The organism is Mycobacterium sp. PSTR-4-N (assembly GCF_022348085.1).
Lineage (GTDB): Bacteria > Actinomycetota > Actinomycetes > Mycobacteriales > Mycobacteriaceae > Mycobacterium.
In genome coordinates, this window is sequence record NZ_JAKRFN010000008.1 from 191,244 (window position 1) to 198,861 (window position 7,618).

Sequence of the window (7,618 nt, forward strand, 5' to 3'; positions counted from 1 at the left end):
GGTAAGAAGAGGCGTGCCCAGTGACCCCATCGCCGCCGCCCGCGCCAATTGGGAGGCCTCGGGGTGGGGCGAGGTGGCCGACGGCATGGTCGCCGTGACGTCGGTGATGCGGGCCCACCAGATCCTGCTCGCCCGCGTCGAGGCCGCGCTCCGGCCCTACGACCTGAGTTTTTCGCGGTTCGAGCTGCTGCGGCTGCTGGCGTTCAGCCGGACCGGCGCGCTGCCGATCACCAAGGCCTCGGATCGGCTGCAGGTCCACGTCACCAGCGTCACGCACGCGATCCGCAGGCTGGAGGCCGACGGTCTGGTCGAGCGAATCCCGCACCCCACCGACGGGCGCACGACGCTGGTCCGGCTCACCGATCTCGGCCGATCCACGGTCGAGGATGCGACGGTCACGCTCAACACCGAGGTGTTCGCCGATCTGGGGATCACGGGAGAGCAGTCGCGCGCGCTGGCGTCGGCCATCGAGACGCTGCGCCGGGCCGCCGGAGATTTCTAGCGGGCCGGCAGGGGGATCGTCGCGGTGACGGTGGTGCCCGCGCCGGGCCGGGATCGGATGTTGAGCCGGCCGCCGACGATCTCGGCGCGTTCGGCCATCGACAGCAGGCCGTAACCGCCCATCTCGTCGCTGCCCAGAGGCCGTTCCAGGGTGTCGAAACCGACGCCGTCGTCGGCGATCTCGAGCCGGGCCGTCTGGTCGTCGGCGTGGAACGCCAGCCGGGCCACCGTCGCGTGCGCGTGCTTGACGACGTTCTGCAGGCACTCCTGGGCGATCCGGTAGAGCGCGAGCTCGATGTGGTCGGGCAGCCGGGTGTCGGCCAGGTCGGTGTCGATCTTGACCTGCGGGATCGACCGGGCCAGGCTGGCCAGCCCCCCGGAGAGGCCGAGGTCGTCGAGCACGGGCGGTCGCAGACCGCTGATCGCGGCGCGGGCCTCCTGCAGAGTCAGATCGGCCAGTTCACGGGCACGGTCGAGTTGCTCGGTGAGCGCCGCGCGGTCGTCGGGGGAGCGAGCTGCCTGGGCCGCGGCGTCGAGCCGATAGGACAGCGTCACCAGCCGCTGCGAGATGCCGTCGTGGATGTCGCCGGCGAGTCGGCGCCGCTCGATCTCCTGCGCCTCGATGACCTGCTCGACGAAGTTCTCGTGGGCGCGTTCCCGGGCCACCAGCTGACGGTGCAGCCGGGCCTGGTGCATGGCCCCGGCGATGAGCCGGCCGATCACCAGGAGCAGCTCCACGTCGCCGTCGCCGAACTCGCGCTCGGCCACGGTGTGCACGTTCAGCACGCCGACGAGCCCGCCGGGGGTGGACTCCATCGGCACCGACACCATCGAGGTGAAGTCGCGCCCGCGCAGCGACTCGAAGGGCAGGTAGCGCGGATCGGACTCCTTGTCCCGGCGGATCACCACCGGTTCGAGGTGGCTGGCCACCCAGCCCGAGATCCCTTGTCCCAGGGGCAATCTGATCTTGCCGACCTCGGCGTCGAACGGTGGGGTGGCGCCGGCGAGCGTCAACGATCGCTCGGTGTCGTCGAGGACGTGCACGAAGCAGACGTCGCTGTCGGTGGCCGCGGTGATCATCCTGGCCGCGGCGGCCGCCAGCGGTTCGACACCGGGGCCGCGCGAGGCGGCCTGGATCAATTCGCGCAGCAGAGCCAGCTCGCGATCCGCGGTCAGGACCGGCCGTGCGCTCACTGGTAGATGCCTTCGCGCAGCGCCATGGCCACCGCGCCCGTGCGGTCGTTGACCCCGAGCTTGCGGTACAGCGAGCTCAGGTGGGTTTTCACGGTCTCGTCGCCGATCACCAGCTTGGCCGCGATCGCGCGGTTGGACAGGCCGTTGACCACCAGGGCCAGGATCTCGCTCTCGCGCTGGGTGAGGCCCTGGCGCGCACCTGGCCAGAATTCGTCGCGTTGCAGTCGGGCGGCGGTGTCCACCGCCCGGGCGGCCATCACGGGATCTATCGCCGTCGCCCCGGTGTGCACGAACTCGAGCTGTCGCACCAGCTCCTCGCTGCTGATGCTCTTGAGCAGGTAGCCGGCCGCCCCGACGCGCAACGCCTGGAAGAGGTACTGCTCGTCGTCGTAGACCGAGAGCATCACGACGCGCCGGCCGGGGTCCCGCTCGCGCAACCGCTGACACAGATCGAGCCCGCTGGAGCCCTGCATGCGCACATCGCAGAGCACGATGTCGGGATCGAGCTCGGCGATCACACCCATCGCCTTCTCTGCCCCGACCGCCTGACCCACCACGGTCACCCTGCTGGCGAACGCCGCGAGCATCGCCTTGAGGCCCTCGATGACCATCTCGTGGTCGTCGACCAGCACGATCCGCACCGGGGCGCTGCGATCGGAGGGGCTGGTCATGGCCCTCACCTTAGAGGCGCTCCCGCGAATCCCCGTGGAATCCCCCTAATGGGGGAGGCGCCCACAGTGTGACGTGGACCACCATTGCGTTCATGGAGCCCTCACACCAGAAAGCATGGCGAGCCGGTCGGTTCTGGTGGGACTCGGCCGGCCCCGGCGACAGCACAGCACCCACGCTGCGACCTTCGCTGCAGGCGATGATCTTCGACCTCGACGCGATCGCCGACATCGATTGCGCCGGTCACCGACTCGCATTCAACGCGGCGTTCGCCGAGCTCGGCCTCGGCATCGTCTGGACCGAGGCGCGCTACCGGCAGCTGCTGGTGCTGACCGATGAGCGCCGACGGGTGGCGGCCGAGCTGCGCAAGCGAGGGATCAGTTCCGAGTGCGATGTGCTCGCCGAGCTCCTGGTCGACGACATCTGCGCACGGAAGAACCGCATCCTCGCCGAGACGATCCTCGACGCCGACATCACGGCGCGCGCCGGCCTGACGGATCTGATCACCGAGGCGTTCGCCGCGGGGATCAGCGTGGCCGTGGTCAGCTCCGGCAGTCACTCCTGGGTGGCGCCGCTGGTGCGGCAGCTCGTCGGGGACGGCGTGGTGAGCGCGATCGTCACCGCGGAGGATGCGCCGGGTGCGGATCTGTTCCGGGTGGCGCTGTCCGAACTGGGCGTGACGGCCCGATGTTCGCTGGCGTTCGCGGCGTCGCCGGCGAGCCGCACGGCCGCGATGGCCACCGGGATGGCGACGATCCCGGTCAGCCCCGAGGGTGCCGGCACGCTGCAGCGGATCGCCGACTGCAGGCAGGCTCACGATTCCTGGCGCGACACCCATCCCACCCCGACCGCTGCCTAGCGTCCCGCGCGCACACCGCGTCCTATCCTTGCGCGGGTGAGCTCGACCCGGTCCCGCGATGCGTCAAAGACGCGCGCCGACATCCTGGCCGCGGCCCGCGCACGGTTCGGCTCGGAGGGCTATCAGGCCACCACGATGCGCGCGGTGGCCGCCGACGTGGGCGTCGACCCGGCGTTGATCAACCGCTATTTCGGCAGCAAGCAGGAACTGTTCGCCGAGGCCGCCGATTTCACCCTCGACCTGCCCGATCTCACGGCTGTCGCACCTGCCGATGTCGCCGACGTGCTGCTGTCCCGGTTCTTCGCGGTCTGGGAGCAGGACAGTACTTTCATCGCGCTGCTGCGGGCGGCGATGACCAGTGAGTCCGCCGTCGAGACGATGCGACGGGTGTTCGCCACCCAGGTGGGGCCGGCGCTGGCGGTCATCACCCCCGACCACGCGGCCCAGCGTGCCGGCCTGATGGGGGCGTTCGTCATCGGCCTGGCCGTCACCCGCTACGTGATGGTGAATCCCGCCGTCGCCGACCTGAGCCGTGACGAGCTGATCCGCTTCGCCCGTCCGGTGATCCGGCAGATCCTGCTCGGGCCCGTCTAGCCGCGCAGCACCTCGATCACGGCGCTGAAGTCTTTGTCGGCGTGTGCCTCGGCGAAGCGCGCGTAGATCTCGGCGGCATGGCTGCCCAACGGGGCCTGTGATCCCGTCGACTCCACCGCGGCCATCGCCAGACCGAGGTCTTTGTTCATCAGCGCAGTCGCGAAACCGGGGGTGAAGTCGTTGTTGGCGGGCGATGTCGGAACCGGCCCGGGCACAGGGCAATTGGTGTGTACCGCCCAGCAGTTGCCGGTGGCTCCGGTGATCACGTCGAACAGGGACTGGGCGGGCAGACCGAGCTTCTCGGCGAGCACGAACGCCTCACCGATCGCGATCTGCTGCACCGCGAGCACCATGTTGTTGCAGAGCTTGGCGGCCTGCCCGGCACCCGAGTCGCCGCAGTGGATGATCTTGCCCGCCATCGGTTCCAGCACCGGGCGGGCCCGCTCGACGGCCTCGGTCTCACCCCCGACCATGAACGCCAGCGTGCCCGCGGTCGCGCCCTTGATACCGCCCGACACGGGTGCATCGATCTGGGCGAGGCCGCGTTCTCCTGCCCGGGTGTGGATGGCGCGGGCGTCGTCGACCGAGATCGTCGAGGTGTCGATGAGAAGCGCCCCGCTCGCGGCGGCCGGCAGCACCTCGTCGTAGACGGCCTTGACGATGTCGCCGTTGGGCAGCGACGTGATCACGACCTCGGCTCCGCTGACCGCCTCGGCGCCGCTGTGGAACACGGCCGCGCCCTTCTCCTCGGCGGCGTCACGCAGGCCCGCCACCGGGTCGAAACCGCGCACGGTGTGCCCGGCGGCCACCAGGTTCGCCGCCATCGGCCCGCCCATGTGGCCCAGTCCCAGGAACGCGATCGTCGTCATGACAGCTCTCTCCTCACGAGGCGCGGGCCCGGGCGGCGGCTGCCCGCCCGACCACCACGCGCATGATTTCGTTGGTGCCCTCCAGGATGCGATGCACCCGCAGATCGCGGACGATCTTCTCCAGGCCGTATTCGCGCAGATAACCGTAGCCACCGTGCAGTTGCAGAGCGGAGTCCGCGACCTCGAAGCAGGCGTCGGTGACGTAGCGCTTGGCCATCGCGCACAGCTCCACCCGGTCGGGATGATCCTCGTCGAGAGCAGTTGCCGCCCGCCACAGCATCATTCGCGACGTCTCCAGCGCGGTTGCCATGTCGGCGAGGGTGAACCGGATCGTGGGCTCGTCGATCAGCGCCCCGCCGAAGGCCTGCCGGTCCGCCAGATAGGCGCTGGCCTTGTCGTAGGCGGCTTGCGCGCCACCCAGCGAGCAGGCCGCGATGTTGATGCGGCCGCCGTTGAGTCCCTTCATCGCGATGCCGAAGCCGGTGCCCTCCTCCCCGCCGAGGAGTGCGTCGGCGGGCACCCGGGCGCCGTCGAGGACGACCTGGCGGGTGGGCTGGGCATGCCAGCCCATCTTCTGTTCGTCGGCGCCGAAACTCAGTCCGGGAGTGTCCTTCTCGACGATGAAGGCGGAGATGCCCTTGGGTCCCTCGGCGCCGGTGCGTGCCATCACGACGTAGACGTCGGAACTGCCCGCTCCGGAGATGAACTGTTTGACACCGTCGAGCACCCAGCCGTCACCGTCGCGAACGGCCTTGGTGCGCAGGGCGCTTGCATCGGAGCCGGCCCCCGGCTCGGTCAGACAGTAGCTGGCGATCGCGTCCATCGACGCCAGCCGCGGCACCCATGCCTTGCGCTGTTCGTCGGTGCCGAAGGTGTCGATCATCCACGCGCACATGTTGTGGATCGACAGGAACGCGGCGACGGTCGGGTCGGCGGTGGCGAGCTGCTCGAAGATCCGCACGGCGTCGATGCGCCGCAACCCGCTGCCGCCGACGTCCTCGCGACAGTAGATCGCGGCCATGCCGAGATCGGCCGCCTCCCGCAACACGTCAACGGGGAAGTGATGGGTCTCGTCCCACTCCAAAGCGTGAGGGGCCATGCGCTTTTCGGCGAACGCCGCGGCCGTCTCGGCGATCACGCGGTCGTCATCGCCGAGGCTGAAGAAGTCCATGTCGCTACTTCATGGTCGGGATGACGAACTCCGCGCCATCCTTGATACCCGAGGGCCAGCGCTCGGTCACGGTCTTGACCTTGGTGTAGAACTGGATCGACGCCGGACCGTGCTGGTTCAGGTCGCCGAAGCCGGAGCGCTTCCAGCCGCCGAAGGTGTGGTAGGCCACCGGAACCGGGATCGGCACGTTGACGCCGACCATGCCGACCTGCACGCGCGAGACGAAGTCGCGCGCCGCGTCACCGTCGCGGGTGAAGATCGCGACCCCGTTGCCGTACTCGTGCTTGCTCGGAAGGCTCAGTGCCTCTTCGTAATCGTGGGCGCGCACGATGCACAGCACGGGGCCGAAGATCTCGTCGGTGTAGATGCTCATGTCGGTGGTGACGTGGTCGAACAGGGTGGGCCCGATGAAGTAGCCGTTCTCCAGACTCTGGTCGTCAAAGGAGAGTTCGTCGGTGGTCCGTTCGCGGCCGTCGACCACCAGCTCGGCGCCGGCGTCGACACCCTGGGCGATGTAGCTCTTCACCCTCTCGAGCGCGGCAGCGGTGACCAGCGGGCCGTAATCGGCCTTCGGGTCCAGGCTGTGCCCGACGCGAAGCTGATTGACCCTCTCCACCAAGCGATTACGCAGTCGGTTCGCCGTCTCTTCGCCGACCGGGACGGCGACGCTGATCGCCATGCATCGCTCACCGGCGCTGCCGTAGCCGGCCCCGATCAATGCGTCGACGGCCTGGTCGAGATCGGCGTCGGGCATGACGATCATGTGGTTCTTGGCGCCGCCGAAGCACTGGGAGCGCTTACCGTTGGCGGCGGCGGTGGAGTAGATGTACTGCGCGATGTCGGAGCTGCCGACGAAGCCGACAGCCTGGATGTCGGGGTGGGTGAGGATCGCGTCGACGGCTTCCTTGTCGCCGTGGACGACCTGGAAGACACCGGCGGGCAAACCGGCCTCGAGGAAGAGCTCGGCCAGGCGCACCGGCACCGACGGGTCCCGCTCGGAAGGCTTGAGAATGAACGCGTTTCCGCATGCCAGCGCGGGACCGGCCTTCCACAGCGGGATCATCGCGGGGAAGTTGAACGGGGTGATGCCGGCGACGACGCCGAGGGGCTGACGGATCGAATAGACGTCGATGCCGCCGCCGGCACCCTCGGTCAACTCGCCCTTGAGTAGATGGGGGATGCCGATGGCGAATTCGATGACCTCGATGCCGCGCTGGATGTCGCCCTTGGCGTCGGGGACGGTCTTGCCGTGCTCGATGCTCAGCAGCTCGGCGAGCTCCTCGGTGTTGGCGTTGACGAGCTCGATGAACTTCATCATGACCCGCGCCCGCCGCTGCGGGTTCCACGCCGCCCATTCCTTCTGCGCCTCGACGGCCGAGGCGACCGCGGTGTCGACGTCGGCCTTGCTGGCGAGCAGCACCTGAGCCTGGACCTCACCGGTGCTGGGGTTCATCACGTCCGCGGTACGCGTGGACGCGAGCTCGCTGCGCTTGCCGTCGATGAAGTGGGGGATTCGCTTGGTCATGAGTCGGCCTTCCAGGAGCGACTGAGTGTCGATACTTGGACATCCTAGTAATCGTCGCGGGGAGCTGGCAAGGGTGAGAATGTTGTCGGTGGGTCGAACTAATGTGCGGCTCCTCATGTTTTTGTGGGTAGCTGGGGGTGTAGTCCGCCGCGGCAGAGGTAGATCATTGCGGCCAGTGTTTGGGCGGAGTGGTGGCCGTAGCCGCGGGCGTTGACGAGCCTGGTGGTGGCGTTGAT

8 protein-coding genes are annotated in these 7,618 nt (G+C 68.8%); 3 read left to right on the forward strand and 5 right to left on the reverse strand.

Annotated features, from left to right (window positions below):
* Positions 1 to 13 precede the first annotated feature (13 nt).
* The gene (locus MHN84_RS14115) at positions 14 to 502 is read left to right on the forward strand and encodes a MarR family transcriptional regulator (RefSeq protein WP_241205151.1); all 489 of its coding nucleotides are present in this window, start codon (positions 14 to 16) and stop codon (positions 500 to 502) included.
* Here MHN84_RS14115 and MHN84_RS14120 read toward each other — a convergent pair.
* Together MHN84_RS14120 and MHN84_RS14125 are read right to left on the reverse strand one after the other, a co-directional pair.
* On the reverse strand, positions 499 to 1,695 hold the full coding sequence (locus MHN84_RS14120) for a GAF domain-containing sensor histidine kinase (protein WP_241205152.1): 1,197 nt from the start codon (positions 1,693 to 1,695) through the stop codon (positions 499 to 501). The two genes, MHN84_RS14115 and MHN84_RS14120, sit on opposite strands and share 4 nt — an antisense overlap.
* Positions 1,692 to 2,366 (reverse strand): response regulator transcription factor, encoded by a 675-nt coding sequence (locus tag MHN84_RS14125; protein ID WP_241205153.1) that lies wholly within the window; start codon positions 2,364 to 2,366, stop codon positions 1,692 to 1,694. The genes MHN84_RS14120 and MHN84_RS14125 overlap by 4 nt, the downstream gene beginning before the upstream one ends.
* Before the next feature lie 92 nt (positions 2,367 to 2,458).
* Here MHN84_RS14125 and MHN84_RS14130 point away from each other — a divergent pair, with 92 nt between their 5' ends.
* Together MHN84_RS14130 and MHN84_RS14135 are read left to right on the forward strand one after the other, a co-directional pair.
* Positions 2,459 to 3,223 (forward strand): HAD family hydrolase, encoded by a 765-nt coding sequence (locus MHN84_RS14130; RefSeq protein ID WP_241205154.1) that lies wholly within the window; start codon positions 2,459 to 2,461, stop codon positions 3,221 to 3,223.
* A gap of 36 nt (positions 3,224 to 3,259) precedes the next feature.
* Positions 3,260 to 3,817, forward strand: coding sequence for a TetR/AcrR family transcriptional regulator (locus MHN84_RS14135; protein ID WP_241205155.1), 558 nt, complete (start codon positions 3,260 to 3,262; stop codon positions 3,815 to 3,817).
* On the opposite strand, the gene mmsB is transcribed toward MHN84_RS14135, so the two are convergent.
* Genes mmsB through MHN84_RS14150 form a run of 3 tightly spaced genes read right to left on the reverse strand, consistent with a single transcriptional unit; the run spans position 3,814 to position 7,382 of the window.
* The gene (gene mmsB, locus MHN84_RS14140) at positions 3,814 to 4,686 is read right to left on the reverse strand and encodes a 3-hydroxyisobutyrate dehydrogenase (RefSeq protein WP_241205156.1); all 873 of its coding nucleotides are present in this window, start codon (positions 4,684 to 4,686) and stop codon (positions 3,814 to 3,816) included. The two genes, MHN84_RS14135 and mmsB, sit on opposite strands and share 4 nt — an antisense overlap.
* 13 nt (positions 4,687 to 4,699) lie before the next feature.
* Entirely contained in the window at positions 4,700 to 5,857 is a 1,158-nt protein-coding gene (locus MHN84_RS14145; protein WP_241205157.1) for an acyl-CoA dehydrogenase family protein, read from the reverse strand.
* A gap of 4 nt (positions 5,858 to 5,861) precedes the next feature.
* On the reverse strand, positions 5,862 to 7,382 hold the full coding sequence (locus tag MHN84_RS14150) for a CoA-acylating methylmalonate-semialdehyde dehydrogenase (RefSeq protein ID WP_241205158.1): 1,521 nt from the start codon (positions 7,380 to 7,382) through the stop codon (positions 5,862 to 5,864).
* Between the last annotated feature and the right edge of the window lie 236 nt (positions 7,383 to 7,618).

What these genes read in the sequence shown, in the direction of transcription:
- MHN84_RS14125 (WP_241205153.1), bottom strand. Translation starts at nt 2,366, where the DNA reads ATGACCAGCCCCTCCGATCGCAGCGCCCCGGTGCGGATCGTGCTGGTC.
- MHN84_RS14145 (WP_241205157.1), bottom strand. Translation starts at nt 5,857, where the DNA reads ATGGACTTCTTCAGCCTCGGCGATGACGACCGCGTGATCGCCGAGACG.
- mmsB (WP_241205156.1), bottom strand. Translation starts at nt 4,686, where the DNA reads ATGACGACGATCGCGTTCCTGGGACTGGGCCACATGGGCGGGCCGATG.
- MHN84_RS14150 (WP_241205158.1), bottom strand. Translation starts at nt 7,382, where the DNA reads ATGACCAAGCGAATCCCCCACTTCATCGACGGCAAGCGCAGCGAGCTC.
- MHN84_RS14130 (WP_241205154.1), top strand. Translation starts at nt 2,459, where the DNA reads ATGGAGCCCTCACACCAGAAAGCATGGCGAGCCGGTCGGTTCTGGTGG.